The sequence below is a fragment of the Streptococcus sp. HMSC072D03 genome, assembly GCF_001812855.1.
GTDB classification, from domain to species: Bacteria; Bacillota; Bacilli; order Lactobacillales; family Streptococcaceae; genus Streptococcus; species Streptococcus salivarius_D.
Genome location: NZ_KV810678.1, coordinates 1 through 445 on the forward strand (window position 1 = coordinate 1; position 445 = coordinate 445).

The 445-nt window shown below is 33.9% G+C and carries 1 pseudogene; it reads left to right on the plus strand.

Annotated features, from left to right (window positions below):
• Nucleotides 1-130 precede the first annotated feature (130 nt).
• Nucleotides 131-424: pseudogene (locus HMPREF2877_RS11065) on the plus strand (MarR family transcriptional regulator); the annotation flags it as partial.
• Nucleotides 425-445: the final 21 nt, after the last annotated feature.

The following is a 445-nucleotide window of genomic DNA, read 5'->3' on the forward strand; positions in this document are numbered from 1 at the left end:
GTAGTTTTACCCACTACAGAAATTATAGAGCCAAAATAAATCCTTCGGAGCTTAGTTCTGGAGGATTTTTTAGGCTCAGCTTGACAAGAAAATATCATTTTGTTAATCTAGTTAACAAAAGAGGGACGCTATGAATAAGAAAGAACTGCATAAGTTTAATAATCGTTTTAACAGCTTTGCTTTAGCCTTTGAACAGTTGAAAAAGGCTCAGCATAGGAACAGTATTGATAAATCAATCACTATTAATGAAGTCCATTTGATTGACCTAATAGGTCGCAATCAGCCTGTGAATTTGGTGAAATTATCTGAGATACTTGAAGTATCTAGGAGTGCCATTACTCAGAGTGTTAGACGTTTAACCAAGAAAGACCTTGTTTCTTTTGAATTTGCACCGGATAATGAAAAAAATAAATATGCCCTATTGTAAAATGAAGTGCAACACAAA